Source organism: Streptococcus sp. ST16, assembly GCF_046098135.1.
Classification (GTDB): domain Bacteria; phylum Bacillota; class Bacilli; order Lactobacillales; family Streptococcaceae; genus Streptococcus.
The window spans coordinates 56,778-70,767 of the sequence record NZ_JBJUSE010000005.1 but is presented as its reverse complement, the minus strand read 5'-3'; the positions used below and the strand labels follow the sequence as shown (position 1 = coordinate 70,767).

At 40.3% G+C, this 13,990-nt stretch carries 13 protein-coding genes; 4 read left to right on the top strand and 9 right to left on the bottom strand.

The window, feature by feature from the left end; all coding sequences use genetic code 11:
* Positions 1-58: 58 nt before the first annotated feature.
* From ACIY14_RS05055 to ACIY14_RS05020, 8 genes are read right to left on the bottom strand one after another with little or no spacing between them, the layout of a single operon-like run.
* Entirely contained in the window at positions 59-1,060 is a 1,002-nt protein-coding gene (locus ACIY14_RS05055; RefSeq protein ID WP_000412460.1) for a LacI family DNA-binding transcriptional regulator, read from the bottom strand.
* A 59-nt stretch (positions 1,061-1,119) separates the two neighbouring features.
* Positions 1,120-3,021: an alginate lyase family protein gene (locus ACIY14_RS05050; RefSeq protein WP_409001769.1), complete on the bottom strand. Its 1,902-nt coding sequence runs from the start codon at positions 3,019-3,021 to the stop codon at positions 1,120-1,122.
* 21 nt (positions 3,022-3,042) lie between these two features.
* Positions 3,043-3,336 (bottom strand): preprotein translocase subunit YajC, encoded by a 294-nt coding sequence (yajC, locus tag ACIY14_RS05045; protein WP_409001768.1) that lies wholly within the window; start codon positions 3,334-3,336, stop codon positions 3,043-3,045.
* A complete protein-coding gene (locus ACIY14_RS05040; RefSeq protein WP_000148013.1) occupies positions 3,336-4,154 on the bottom strand; it encodes a PTS system mannose/fructose/sorbose family transporter subunit IID in 819 nt (272 codons plus the stop codon). Before ACIY14_RS05040 ends, yajC begins: the two co-directional genes overlap by 1 nt.
* Positions 4,141-4,920, bottom strand: coding sequence for a PTS mannose/fructose/sorbose/N-acetylgalactosamine transporter subunit IIC (locus tag ACIY14_RS05035; protein WP_000026611.1), 780 nt, complete (start codon positions 4,918-4,920; stop codon positions 4,141-4,143). Before ACIY14_RS05035 ends, ACIY14_RS05040 begins: the two co-directional genes overlap by 14 nt.
* 14 nt (positions 4,921-4,934) lie before the next feature.
* Complete coding sequence (locus ACIY14_RS05030) at positions 4,935-5,426, bottom strand: PTS system mannose/fructose/N-acetylgalactosamine-transporter subunit IIB (protein WP_167266440.1); 492 nt, start codon at positions 5,424-5,426, stop codon at positions 4,935-4,937.
* 10 nt (positions 5,427-5,436) lie between these two features.
* On the bottom strand, positions 5,437-6,627 hold the full coding sequence (locus tag ACIY14_RS05025) for a glycoside hydrolase family 88 protein (protein WP_409001767.1): 1,191 nt from the start codon (positions 6,625-6,627) through the stop codon (positions 5,437-5,439).
* Positions 6,628-6,638: 11 nt separating this feature from the next.
* Complete coding sequence (locus ACIY14_RS05020) at positions 6,639-7,073, bottom strand: PTS sugar transporter subunit IIA (RefSeq protein ID WP_007519198.1); 435 nt, start codon at positions 7,071-7,073, stop codon at positions 6,639-6,641.
* Between the two features lie 271 nt (positions 7,074-7,344).
* Between ACIY14_RS05020 and ACIY14_RS05015 the strand changes: the two genes are divergently transcribed.
* Genes ACIY14_RS05015 through ACIY14_RS05000 form a run of 4 tightly spaced genes read left to right on the top strand, consistent with a single transcriptional unit; the run spans position 7,345 to position 10,491 of the window.
* On the top strand, positions 7,345-8,160 hold the full coding sequence (locus tag ACIY14_RS05015; protein WP_409001766.1) for a gluconate 5-dehydrogenase: 816 nt from the start codon (positions 7,345-7,347) through the stop codon (positions 8,158-8,160).
* Between the two features lie 18 nt (positions 8,161-8,178).
* A complete protein-coding gene (locus ACIY14_RS05010; RefSeq protein ID WP_409001765.1) occupies positions 8,179-8,820 on the top strand; it encodes an RpiB/LacA/LacB family sugar-phosphate isomerase in 642 nt (213 codons plus the stop codon).
* Between the two features lie 30 nt (positions 8,821-8,850).
* Positions 8,851-9,852 (top strand): sugar kinase, encoded by a 1,002-nt coding sequence (locus ACIY14_RS05005; protein ID WP_409001764.1) that lies wholly within the window; start codon positions 8,851-8,853, stop codon positions 9,850-9,852.
* A 9-nt stretch (positions 9,853-9,861) separates the two neighbouring features.
* Positions 9,862-10,491, top strand: a complete 630-nt coding sequence (locus ACIY14_RS05000) for a bifunctional 4-hydroxy-2-oxoglutarate aldolase/2-dehydro-3-deoxy-phosphogluconate aldolase (RefSeq protein ID WP_007519190.1) — start codon at positions 9,862-9,864, stop codon at positions 10,489-10,491.
* A gap of 127 nt (positions 10,492-10,618) precedes the next feature.
* Here the strand turns inward: ACIY14_RS05000 and ACIY14_RS04995 are convergent, their stop codons facing one another.
* Positions 10,619-13,822 carry an LPXTG-anchored hyaluronate lyase gene (locus ACIY14_RS04995; RefSeq protein WP_409001763.1) on the bottom strand — a complete coding sequence of 1,068 codons (3,204 nt, stop codon included), beginning with the start codon at positions 13,820-13,822 and terminating at the stop codon, positions 10,619-10,621.
* Between the last annotated feature and the right edge of the window lie 168 nt (positions 13,823-13,990).

The following is a 13,990-nucleotide window of genomic DNA, read 5'->3' as shown; positions in this document are numbered from 1 at the left end:
ATGCTAGATGGGATTATTTTATTTCTTAACAGAGGTTGCAAGTCATTTCCCTTTCATCTTAGAAAGTCGACTCTTTCCAACTCACACTACAATCCAAGACTTGTTGCCTTTCTTCTTGATTGCGGCCTTCAATCTGGTCAATCAAAATCTTTGTAGCCTGTTGTCCTTCTTCAAAGGCGGGCTGAACCAACGTCGAAACACTTGGAGAAGAAAAGCAAGTCCACTCCGTATTGTCAAAACCAATCAACCCAACTTGTGGCAAGTTATAATTCAACTCTTTGATAACTGTAAAGACTAGAGGTAGGGCCCAACAGTTAGGGACAAATACCAGAGTTTTTTCATCGGGATTGATTTCTTTTTGTAAAAATTCCTTAATTTGTTCCAAATTCGTATGCTTATCTTCAATGGTTAGACTAGCGTGGCGCATATTAGCATCTGTTAAAGCATCCACAAAACCACTTGCCCGCTCAATCCGAGTACTCAAACGACTCGTATCCGCTGTAATCAAGAGAAAATGCTCATAACCTTTTTCGATACAGGACTGGGTCATGTCATAAACGGCATCATAGTTATTGGTTTTGACCCAGCTAGTCCGGTGTTCATAGAGCTGACTATCAAAAAAGACCATTTTCTTCTTTTTCTCATCGATAATACGAGAATATTTTCGGAAATTAGAGGTCGGCTGAATAATAAATCCGTCTACTCCCAAGAGAAGCATGCTTTCAATATACCTGTCCTCACTCTCTTGGCTGTAATTACTATTTCCTATCATTACCTGGTAGCCATTCTGGCTGGCGATATCCTCAATTCCCTTAACAATTTGGTTTGAGAAACTGTTGGTAATATCACCAATCAAGACACCAATTAATTTTGTTCGTTTGGAGTTTAAGCTACGCGCAACAATGCTCGGTTTGTAATTTGTTTCATGAATAACTTTTTCAATCTTTTCACGTGTCTCTCGGGACATTTTTTCATATTTCCCGTTTAGGTAAAATGACACGGTTGTTTTCGAGGTCTGAGCCATTTCTGCAATGTCTTTTATGGTCAGTTTCTTCTCCAATCTAAAACACCTCCTACTAATACTTAGTATAACATATTTACTGTTCAAAAAGCCTATTTCTAGCACTGCAAGCGAATCATTCTCTCATTTATTTTATCATATACTAGACATTTTCCACGCATTTTTGTTCCGTCAACGAGGCACAATTTTTCACCTATACAAATATCCTCGCTTAATAACAGAATCAGCTTGTCTGTTTCGTCATTTTTCACTTCAAAAGCCAGAGCATTTTCTACTTCATGACCATCTGTCTGGTAGACAGAATGACGGGTGATTTCAAAACTCTCATGCGCAATGATGGTATAATCCAGCATCTGATTCTCAAAGAATTGGTGTTTCATGAGTTTGCTACTTTTTTCAAGCTCATTGTATTTAGGAGAAATAATGGTATCTTCCAAATCAAAATCAACTTCACTCCATAGTTTCAACTGATTGATTTTCCCATCTTGATAGGTCACATCCTTGTCAAGGATAAACTGAGTCAACGACTCATGCTGACCTTGACACCTGATGTCATCTACCAAGAGCCACACATCCTCTGCCAACATGAGGATTTTTCTCCTGTGAAGATAGGGCAAATCAGGTTCTGCTGACCAATAAGCCCCCTCAATATAATGCACTCCTTCCCTTTCTTTATGGTGACAAAACAGGGAGTGAGGATAGTATTCATATTCCCAGGATCCCGCGATCCTTTCTGGAGCTTTCCCATCTACCATACAGGTCGAATGACTCCAAGCACTCTTTAAGAGATAACGTTCATCTATCTCACGATAAGAATAACGCCCAGCATCGATGAAAATCGGTTGACCTTGATACTGTAAGCAAAAACTATTCTCGTCACTATGGCTATGGGCACTTCCCAGCGGACCGTTTTTGAAAAATAGATAACGATGTTCATCCTTAATGCAGACATGCCCAGAGTCTTCAAAGAGCCTGGACTTAGGCTGCCAATCTCTCTTTTCAAATTCCTGCAGTCGCTTGACCTTTTCTCGCCCCAGGAACAAGAGGCTAAGCAAATCGACTTTAACATCCAGACCGTTAAGAAGGTCTTCCTTGTTCAAAACCACAGCAGACAGGCTCAAAATTTCTGTCGTTTCTGTAGAATCACTATCACCAAAAGCCAAGGTCCGTCCATCTAGACCTGTCATCATTTGAATGTAAGTCGCCATCTTTTCCAGCAGCTCTTGAAAGCTATCTTGCAAGTCTGGAAGCAAGAGACACAAGTCCAGCAAGGCTTTATAAACCTCTACATGATAGAGAATCGACTGTTCAAACTGGCTTCCATCTCCTAAAATCTGTGTCTCAATTTGCTGTTTCAACTCCTCTGAAGCAAAATGGTAGGCTTCTTCTAGGTCCATCTTATCTGAAAAGAAATGATAGATAGCAAGTATCGGAATTGTTTGTAAAATCCCCCAGTTACTAAGGGTGTACTTGGCGCGATAGTGGCTTTTCATAAAGTCAATCTGCTTTTCTAGACTGACCAAAATTTTCTCTAGTTCTTCCTCTTCTAGCAAATCAAATTTCAAGAGGAGCAAGAGTAGTTTCAACCAAGCAAAGGAACGAATACCCGTATCCAAGGTTCTAGTCATCAAAGATTGAGGAGAAAATTCTCTCACCTGCTCAATCCAATCAAATAGAAAGAACTTGCACTTTTGGATATAGCCCTTATCTCCTTCTACTAGATACCCTATCGTAAACTGCAAGAGATATTCTTGTCGATTGAGCATATAAGCCCATTCTGGATCATCTTCAAATACTTGATTCCACACCATCGGATAGATTTGATAGATTTTTGAACAAGGTTCCATATCCCAAGGACTATCAAACATAAAACGATTGTCCATCAAGCGCTCAAGGGAACTCTTGACTTTCTCATAGTCTTTTGAACAGTGGGACAAGATATAATCACGATATTGGTCCCCATCAATTCTTTCAAAAAATTGTCTTCTTTCTTCTTTCATTATCTATTACCAGAAAAAGAACTACTTAAAAAGCAGTTCTTTTGTCTTTCCCATTACACTTTCCTTTTCTACATAGATGACCACACCTTTTGCAATCTGCAAGGAGACCAAGTCATCTTTGATAGAAATGATTTTTCCATGAATTCCAGACAATAACAACACTTCATCACCAGATGTTAAAGAAGCTAAATACTCTTTTCGTTGCTCCATCTGTTTGCGAAGCAACTTTTGCTGACGAATAGAATGAAAGCTTGACAGTAAAAGGGGGCTCACTGCCAAGACAATCACTATTCCATAAAACAATGTCGTATTCATTAAGCTAGAATCTTAAGCCAGCTTCCGATAATTCCGATGATAACTGTTAAAATAACGAGTTTATATGTTGTCCATTTCTTTTCTTTAATCAAGTAGTAAACTAAAAGTGTAAATAGGGCTGGTAGAAGAGCTGGAGCAACCTTATCAAGCATTCCCTGAATACTTACGATACTTTGTTTAGCGTCTGCTTTAACTTCCCCTGCAGCAAAGGTGATCGGCACCATAATCTTAACAGATGTCGCTGCCAAACCAGCAATTACGGTTACACCGATAATATTGGCAATACGAGAAATCGTTGCCATCTGTTCGCTCAGTTTATCAATCACAGTTGTTCCTAGTTTGTATCCATAGAGACCAGTTGACAATTTAATCGCTGTCAAAATCGTATTCATCGCAAGGAAGAACAAGATTGGACCGACAACCAGGCCTTCTTGAGCAAACGAAGCTGCGATGGTTGAGAACAATGGAGCTAAACAAAATTGTGAGAGAGAATCCCCAATACCTGCTAATGGCCCCATCAAGGCCATCTTGATGCTACGTGTCTCTTTTGCCGGACGGCCATTTTCCAACATTACAAGATGCAAGCTGGTAATAAAAGGCAGGAAGTGTGGGTTGGTATTATAGAATTCACAGTTTTCTTCCAAGGCTTGGTAGAAACCTTCCTGATCCTCTCCATAGTGTTTTTTCAAAGCAGGATACATCACATTGGCATATCCCAACCCTTGATAGTTACTATAGTTAAATCCATTTTGACAAAAGAATGCCCGCAAAGACGTTTTAAGATAATCACGTTTTGTTAATTTGTTAGATCCAGTCATCGTGTGCTTCCTCCTCTACCACATGATTCGCTGTTTTTGGCTTGTTATAAAATTCAATCAAAGCAAAGATAGTACCTACAATTGCAATACCAATTGTTGGGATGTTTAGATAAGCCGCACAAACATATCCCAACAAGACAAACGGAATCAACTCTTTCTTAGCCATCACTGACAAGATCATTGCAAAACCGATAGCTGGGAGCATTTTACCAGCAACTGTCAAACCTGTAAGCAATACTGGTGGAATGTAGTCTACGAGTTTCAACAAGGTATCCATTGAAAGGGCACCCAAGCAACCCAAGGTAAATCCAATAAAGGCAAACAACCAAATTGTTGCATTTAGAGTGAACTTGAATTTCTTCAAATTATGGTTTTTCAAGTGCTTCATCGCCGTTTCAGGCGCACCAGCACGTACAGTGTAGGCGAAAGTTTGTAAGAATTGAATCGCCACAGCAATCGGAGTAGAGAGGGCAAGAGCCGCTTCTGGACTGACTTTACCAGCACTAGTGATAGCCATCAAGGTACCAAAGATACCAGGTCCGATTGGGTTTGGTGGAACAGTACCTCCAGCACCAACACCGAATCCCATATAAGCCAATTCACCAATAGCTCCCATTGCAAGAGCAGTAGGCAAATCACCTAGAATAATTCCGACACCAAACGACAAAACAATACATCTATTGGTGTAAATTCCTAACAGCATTCCACTAAAACAGAAAGCTGTCCATAATCCAATTAAAATCGCTTGAAATACATTAATCGACATAACGATCTCCTCTTTTAAATATAGTCCAGAATGTTGACTTCAACAGCTCCATCATTTCCTGTTGGAGTTGTTTTCGTATTAAATGTTACTTGATAAGTTTGGTTCAATTCCTTGAGGGCTGCCTTGTCCTCTTCACCTAGGAAGATAGAGCGTGTCACCTGCTCTTTACCAGGGGCATTGTGAATGTTCCCGATATTGATTTCTTTAATAGGGACACCACCTTCTACCAAGGTTAAAGCGTCCTTCACATCCTTTACAACGATAAAGATCGTTTGAGCAGGATTAGCCTTGTGAATGATATCAATCACCTTTTGCAAAGGGAAGAAACGCATGGCAACTGAGTCTGGCACAACTGTTTTCATCAGAGTTTGTTGCATCTTGTCCGTGCTCACTTCGTCATTGGCAACAATGACCGTATTACAACCTAAGTATTTTACCCAAAGTTGTCCTTGCCCGTGGATCAACCGTTCATCGATACGGGTCATAATAATATTTGGTGTTGTCATATTTCTCCTCCTACCAATATAGGTTCCAGTCTTTGTAGAAACGGATAAGGGCTTCTAGGTAATAGTAGTCACCCCAGATATTGCCTTCGTCCACTCCTTTACCTGAATGCCATGAGTACACACCGTGGAGGAGACTTGTCCCACCAGGAGTAAATTGATCATTTGCATAATGTTCGATCAAGGAACGAAGCATGGCATGCATAGCATGTTTATAAATATCTTTGTCAGCATCCACCTCTGGGAGATGTTTTAGCATTTCATGAATCCCACAGACGGCGATAGCTGTTGCTGAAGAATCTCGTGATTGAGCACTACCATCATTAAAAATCAAATCCCAATAAGAAACATGATCTTTTGGCAGACGATTCAAGAAATAATTGGTTACACCTTTAAACAAGTCAAAGCAGGACTCGTCTTTCAGGTGACGATAAGTCAAAGGAATACCATAGACTCCCCATGATTGACCACGTGCCCAGCATGAATCATCACTATACCCTTGTCTCGTTACACCTTTAAGAGGTTGACCTGTTTTAGGATCAAAATAGAAGGTGTGGAAGGATGAGGCGTCATTACGGATAACATTATTAGCCGAAGCATAGAAATGGTTTTCTGCAATATCGTAGTATTTTTGATCGCCTGTTTCTTGATAAGCAAAGAACAAGAGTTGAATATTGAGCAAGCAGTCGATAATCAAACGGTAATGTTCTTTCTTGCCCAAGTCTCCCCAAGCCTGAATGAAGCCACCTTTTTCTTGATAGCGTTCAATCAACTTATCTGCAGCTTTCAAGGATGCTTCTCTAGCCTCTCCATCTCCAGTTATCTTATATTCAGCCATACAAGACGGTGTGTATAAGAAACCAAGATCATGGTGGTCCAATTCTACTCTCTTATTGACACGATCCAGGAAAGAAAGAACATTTTTATGAGCGATGTTTTTAAATGCATCCTGTTGACTGTATTCATAAGCCAACCACAGTTCTCCTGTCCAGAAACCATTGGTCCATTCCGTGTTATCCATGATTAGATAGACATTATCAAAGGTAGCTGGCGTCGGGAAATCTTCCTTGAAATAGTTAAGGTTGAGTTCTAACTGCCGAATAACCTTATCAATTGCCTGGCCGACTTCTTCTTTCGTCAGAAGTGGTACTTCTAAGAAGCGCTCAGGCGATTTTATTTCTTCAATCGTAACCTTTTTTATCATTCTTTTACCCTTTAAATACCCGATTCGAAATCTTCTTCCTCTGCCTCTGCATCCGTTGAAAACAATTCTTTACCATTTACGACTCCGCCCTGGGCCGCCGCTACTGATTTATTAACAACCTCATCAAAGCTATGAGCCATTCTAGCAAAGACTGCTTCCATTAACATGGCTAAGTTCAAACCCGAGAGAACATTCATTGTTTTGGCTGGATTTTCTCCCATTATGGTAGAAGAAACCTTGAATGGCGATCCTCCCAAGAGATCACTTAGGATTAAAACCTCTTCTTCATTTGAAATTGCAAGTAAGATTTTTTGCTTGAGTTCATCTGCTGACATTCCTTCCACAAAGTCAATCGCCTCCACATTTTCTTGATTGCCTGCAATCAATTGTAAAGAACTATAAATCCCTGTGGCAAAATGTCCATGCCCTACAAGTACAATTTTCATCTTTTCTCCTTCCTTGTTTGAGTTTACCGGTTTACTTTACATTTCCCATTGTAAACCTTTATTTTTATCTTGTCAATAGTTTTTTTAAAAAAATATTAGCGCTTTCATTGCTTATTTAACCATTATAATAGACAGAAATTTCAAAATCTTCCGTTTTTTTGGGAAAATAAATCTTTTTAGAAATAAAAATATTTATTTATTGACAAAACCGGTTTACTAGAATATAATTTGGTTATAGAGAAGTCTTAACAAATTTGAAAGGAAGTATCAAATGACAAATACATCATTCTCAATTGAGCAGTTTTCTTTAAAAGGAAAAATTGCTCTCATCACCGGCGCTTCTTATGGAATTGGATTTGCTATTGCCAAATCCTACGCTGAAGCCGGCGCTACTATCGTCTTTAACGATATCAATCAAGACTTGGTCAATAAAGGGATTGAAGCTTATCGTCAAGTCGGCATCGAAGCCCATGGGTATGTCTGTGACGTGACAGACGAGGACGGAATCCAAGCCATGGTCAAGCAAATCGAACAAGAGGTTGGTGTCATTGACATCCTCGTTAATAACGCTGGTATTATCCGCCGCGTTCCAATGTGCGAAATGAGCGCCTCTGATTTCCGTAAGGTCATCGATATTGACTTAAACGCACCATTTATCGTTTCAAAAGCGGTCATTCCTTCTATGATAAAGAAAGGGCATGGAAAGATTATCAATATTTGTTCAATGATGAGTGAACTGGGACGTGAAACAGTTAGCGCTTATGCCGCTGCTAAAGGGGGCTTGAAAATGTTGACCCGCAACATTGCGTCTGAATACGGTGGAGCCAATATCCAATGTAACGGAATCGGACCGGGTTATATTGCCACTCCTCAAACAGCACCTCTTCGTGAGTTTCAAGAAGATGGTTCTCGCCACCCATTTGACCAGTTCATCATTGCAAAAACACCTGCTGCACGTTGGGGAAATCCTGAAGATTTAATGGGCCCTGCTGTCTTTCTCGCTAGTGACGCTAGCGACTTTGTCAATGGCCACATCCTATATGTAGATGGCGGTATCTTAGCCTACATCGGAAAACAACCTGAGTAAAAATAGAAAGAGGATATTATGAAAATCGCATTAATCAATGAAAATAGTCAAGCTAGCAAGAATCACATCATTTACGATAGTCTGAAAGAAGCAACCGATAAAAAAGGCTACCAATTATTTAACTATGGCATGCGTGGAGAAGAAGGTGAAAACTCATTAACGTACGTACAAAACGGCCTAATGGCTGCCATCCTTTTAAATACAAAAGCAGTCGACTTTGTTGTTACCGGCTGTGGTACGGGTGTAGGAGCTATGCTTGCTTTAAACAGCTTTCCTGGTGTTGTCTGTGGTCTAGCAGTGGACCCAACTGACGCTTACCTTTATTCTCAAATCAATGGTGGTAACGCCTTGTCTATCCCTTATGCCAAAGGATTTGGCTGGGGGGCAGAACTGACCCTCAAATTGATGTTTGAACGCTTATTTGCTGAAGAAATGGGCGGTGGCTACCCAAGAGAACGTGTAATCCCTGAACAACGCAACGCTCGTATCTTAAACGAGGTGAAACAAATCACCTACAATGATTTGATGACCATCCTTAAAACAATCGACCAAGACTTCCTCAAAGACACCATCTCTGGCAAATACTTCCAAGAATACTTCTTTGAAAACTGCCAAGATGATGAAGTCGCTGCTTATTTGAAAGAAGTATTAGCCAAGTAAAGCTATTCTAAACCAGAAAGGAACTAATGGATGACGAAAATATTACTGTTTGGCGAACCATTAATTCGAATCTCACCATTAGATGCCACCAGTATCGGCGATCATGTTGCCAGTTTGACTTATTTTGGCGGATCAGAAATTAACATCGCTTGTAATTTGCAAGCCCTGGGTATCTCAACAAAAGTCTTTACTGCACTCCCTACCAACGAGATTGGAGATCGTTTTCTCACATTCTTGAAACAGCACCAAATCGATACCAGTTCAATCTGTCGGCTTGGCGATCGAATCGGCCTCTACTATTTAGAGAACGGCTTTGGTTGTCGTCAAAGTGAAGTTTTCTACGACCGCAAACATACGAGTATCAGCCAGATTCGGCCAAACATGCTAGATATGGATTCTCTCTTTCAGGGGATTAGCCATTTTCATTTCAGTGGAATCACCGTAGCTATCGGTCAAGAGGTCCGTACGCTCCTTCTCCTACTCTTGGAAGAAGCCAAGCACCGAGGGATTATCGTTTCAATGGATCTCAATCTGAGAACAAAGATGATTTCAGTCCTAGAAGCCAAGTATGAATTTTCTAAGTTTGCACGTTTCGCTGACTATTGCTTTGGTATTGATCCTCTCATGATTGATGACCAAAATCTAGAAATGTTCCCAAGAGACAAAGCCAGCCTAAAAGAGGTGGAAAATCGCATGCGACAATTAAAAGAAGCCTATGGTTTCAAGGCCATTTTCCATACCCTCCGCTCTAGTGATGAACAAGACAAAAATGTCTATCAGGCCTATGCTCTGGAAGAACGATTTGAAGAGTCTGTCCAACTAAAAACTGCAGTCTATCAACGAGTTGGTAGCGGGGATGCCTTTATATCTGGTGCCCTTTATCAACTACTCCATCATTCCTCCTTAAAAACTACCATTGACTTTGCAGTTGCAAGCGCAACTCTCAAATGTACTCTTCCAGGAGACCATCTCTCCACTCCCGCAGCTAGTATTGAAAAATTACTGGCAAATGCACAAGATATCATTCGTTAGGAGAATTACATGACCAAATCAGATACGATTATTGAACTAAAAAAACAAAAAATTGTCGCTGTTATTCGAGGAAATACAAAGGAAGAAGGACTGCAAGCCTCGATTGCTTGTATCAAGGGCGGTATCAAAGCTATTGAAATCGCCTATACCAATCAGTATGCAGGGCAAATCATCAAGGAACTTGTAGACTTGTATCAGGACGATCAAAGTGTTTGTATCGGTGCAGGTACTGTGCTTGATGCCGTAACTGCTAGAGATGCTATTCTAGCCGGAGCAAATTACGTTGTTTCTCCATCTTTCCATGCTGAAACTGCAAAAATGTGCAATCTCTATAGCACTCCGTACATTCCAGGCTGTATTACTCTCACAGAGATAACGACTGCACTTGAAGCCGGTAGTGAAATCATTAAACTCTTCCCAGGTAGTGCTCTCAGTCCAGCATATATCTCTGCAGTCAAGGCACCGATCCCACAAGTTTCCGTAATGGTAACCGGAGGAGTCGGCCTAAACAACATTCCTCAATGGTTCGCTGCTGGTGCAGACGCCGTTGGAATTGGTGGCGAACTCAATAAACTCGCTTCCCAAGGCGACTTTGACCGTATTAGCGAGATTGCCCAACAGTATGTTACACTCAGATAAAATGAAGTGAAAAAGGATAAGTGTTAACTTATCCTTTTTTAAAAGAAAAATCCGAAGATGTTTGGCCTTCTTTGGATTTTTTCTATTTTCCACAGTTTCATGTGATTCATCTTAGATGATGAACAAATCAGTTATTCTTTCCTCTACGGAATAGATAAGCCGCCCCAAGTAGCAAGAGCCCTAGACTTGCCAAAATTGACTGACCTTCTCCTGTCTGAGGGAGATTCTTTTGATCCGAATGGTTCTTTTCTTCTTCAGATTTTTCCTTTTCTTTTGAATCCTGAGTTTGTGGTTGAGCTGCTTGTTCTAACTTTTTAAAGACTTCCTGATCTGGAGCTGATTCCTGGGTTTCAGGATTGTAGTAGGCAACCTTATAGTCATCCCCTTCTTTTCGAATGGTATAGACTCCACGTTTCAAGACTTGGAATTGGTTGGAAATAGTAGAGACAGAATCATCATATTTCACAATGCCCCAAACTCCTTGTTTGGCATCATAAACAGACTGAAGGGTCTCATTGTTATCGATGAGACTACTTTCTAACTCTTTTGCCATTTGATTGAAGGTGGCGCGATCCACGTTAGGGATGAGCATATAGCCATAAGAATCCCCATTTTGCTTATGAGCCTGACTAATCGTAAGAAATTCATTTTCAACTTCCTTGTCTGACTGTCCTTCATTGATATCCTTCCAAGATCCCTTTTGAACAGCCTTACTCATACTAATTGAACTCTTCTTAAAGAAAAAGTAACCAATATTCTTTTTCGAATCGGACGATTCTAAAAAGACACTTTGGGTTTCAGGATAATCCTTTTCTTGTTCCGTGAGGGAGGCTTCTTTATCATTGACATAGACTTTATATGGATCACTTGATTCCAGTTTTCTCTGGTCAATTGTAGTTGCAGCAGTATCTGTTGAAGTGTTTTGGATATTGCTTCCTAAAAAGGCGATCTTATCCTTCAGCATAAACCAGCTCTTATGAGCAGTCAGTGTTTGATTCCAGTTAGTGAAATCCATGGTTGCTGTCGCATTGGCCTCATCTAGTTTGCTCGTTCCAACGAAAGCAGACGGTAGAACTTTACCTGTATCACTATCCGATCTCTTAGCATCTGTCTCTGTCGTACCAGGCATCTTATATGGATTAACTGTCGGCCAGTAGCCATCGCTATAGTGACTCAAATCGCCATTGTAAAGATAGAACATCCCATCACTCGTATACCAACCACGTTTGTTTTCCTTGTTCATGTGTTCGTAATTCAAGGTACGACTGGAAAAGAGTGACAAGCCAAATCCAAACCCTTTCTCTGCATTGTACATGGCTGTTTTATCCATCTTATTAAAGGCAGATAGGTAACTGGTTCTTGGAACACTTGCGACTCCAGCATCGCTTAACAAAGATTGCATCAAACTGATATCCTTATAAGTCTTCAAATTCTTAAAGACATCATAATAACTATCCGATTGAACAATGGTCTTCACAAGACTCTGCAACCGTTGTTTGGTTTCTCCTTCAGACATATCCGCTATCCGGTGAATCCCTCTTAGTACTTCTACTGCGGCCACATGCCCCTCGCTATTTGCACGACTGATAGAGCGTCCACGGCTCATATCCATCAGCTCTCCGTTCACTAGCAAAGGAGCAAACGATTTATCAATCCAGTGGTACATAGTTTGCATCTTATCTTTATCGATTGGGCTCTTGGTCTTTTGAATGACTGGCAACAGTTGAGACAGGCCATCAATCAAGACATTCCCATAAGCACCCGTATAGGCAACATTGGTGTGGTCAATATAGGATCCATCTTGATAAAAACCTTCACCTTGGTCTACTAACTTAAACACTTGCTCAATCGAACGAATGGTAGAAGAAATTTCTTGGTCATTCTTGCGCAGTAAACCAGCTATTACTTTTACCCTTCCCATATCCACTAAGTTTCCACCTAGGGCCTTAAATGGGTTATCAGTCGTCTTTCGGAAATGTTCGGGATCTGGCACAAATTTTTCAATCACATCTGTATATTTTTTTATTTCCTCATCTGAGAAGTATTCTTTCATCAGAGATAAGGTATTGTTGATGGCACGAGGTGTACCGATTTCATAATCCCACCAATTCCCAACAATGCTCTTTTCACTATTGTAGACATGTTTATGCATCCATTCCATGGAATCCCTGACTGTTCGAATGACGGTTTCATCTTGATAATAACGAGAAGAAGGATTGGTCACTTGCTTGGCCATCTCCTCCAATTTCCGATAAGTGGAAGTTAGATTCGCAGACGTTTTATAATTTGAAAATTTTTCCCACAAATAGGTGCGGTCCGCCTGACTTGAAATACTGGATAGGCTATCAGCCACCTTTCCTTCCAGTTCCTGGTTTAATTTGGCCATCTGTTCATTTTTAGAATCATAGTATTGATTCCCAGCGATGATGCCATTCCAGTCATCCAAACGGTCTGTGTATGCATCCTTAACAGAGGCTAGAATCTTCAAAGGAATCTTTTTCACCTCCTTGCCATCTTTACTGACAATGACATTGGTTATCCCTTCCTTAAGAGGTTCTAAAATTCCATTTTTGACTGAAGCAAAGTCAGGATTTTCTACCTTATAAGTATAGTCCGCAAGAGCAAAGACATGTTTTTTCCCAATTGGTAAATCAATCTTTTCCTCGAGCTGTTTATCTGTTTGAGAATCCTCAGAAGGCTGGTCTGCTACCTCTACCAGCTCAATATCCTTAAAAGAAACAGTCCCAGTTCCCGTTTCATAGAATAACTCCAGTTTGATTTTATCAACATCTAAAGTCGGGCTATAGTCAGCTTCAATGGTCTGCCAGTCCTTTGTTCCTGACGTTGTTGCAGAATTCCACAATTGCTTGTCCTTATCACTTTCCTTAATGATACGAACCTTGGCAATCCCGACTTTATTATCTGTTTTAATCTTGAAACGCAGTTTATACTTTTTCTTGGCTTCAATAGGAACCATACGGTGAACCACTGCCCTTAATTTCTCATGGCTTGAGATAGTGATAGCCCCATCCTTAGCCTCAATGACTCGAGTTGAGGCATCTGCAGAACTATTCTTCTGGTCTACCCAAGCTGACCACCCCTGAGCTTTTCTTCCTGTCCACGGACTGCTTCCGTCCTCCGTCTGACCAAAATCACCATTTTCAACTAAATTTTTTGTATCCCTTTGCTGATACTGAACTTCCTTCTGGCTTTGCTGAATGGTATTCGTAGTCGTTTCTTCCGCTCCAACTGTCATATAATGGTTTAATAAAAATCCTGATAAAACAAGTGAAGACAAACTCACAATAAGCTTCTTTGTTTTTGTTTGCATGTATACACTCCAATAAATATATTGTAAAATCAATAGGAACTAAATCTCAAATTAGAGATTTATAGCAACTAAGTAAACCGGTTTAATTAAATCATACCATTTTTAAAGTTATTTGTAAACGGTTTCTATCATATTGAGGGCTTATTCTTCAATAATATCTTCCATCCG